Genomic DNA, 230 nt, shown 5'->3' with positions numbered 1-230 from the left:
GCTCCATGATGGCTTCGCGAAAATCCTGGTGGGCAACCCAGATATCGCCGAAATTGCCGCCGCCGTGAATGAAGATCGGACCGGTCGGTACCCGTCGTTTCAGTTCGTCGGCGGAGAAGTCGTACAGCCTGGAAACATAGTCCGGGCGCTTGCCGAAGCGATCCTTGAGATAGGCCATCTCACCCAGCCAGATTGCCGAGTCGCCGCAATTGCGGATGTCGGGAAAATCG

General features: G+C 58.3%; 1 pseudogene. It reads right to left on the bottom strand.

Annotated elements, in window-relative coordinates:
* Positions 1–230 (bottom strand): annotated as a pseudogene (locus tag EOD29_RS35565) (exopolysaccharide biosynthesis protein); the annotation flags it as partial.

The sequence above is a fragment of the Mesorhizobium sp. M1A.T.Ca.IN.004.03.1.1 genome, assembly GCF_003997555.1.
Lineage (GTDB): Bacteria > Pseudomonadota > Alphaproteobacteria > Rhizobiales > Rhizobiaceae > Mesorhizobium.
Note: the sequence above shows the minus strand (reverse complement) of the source record. Positions and strands in the feature narration are given on the sequence as shown.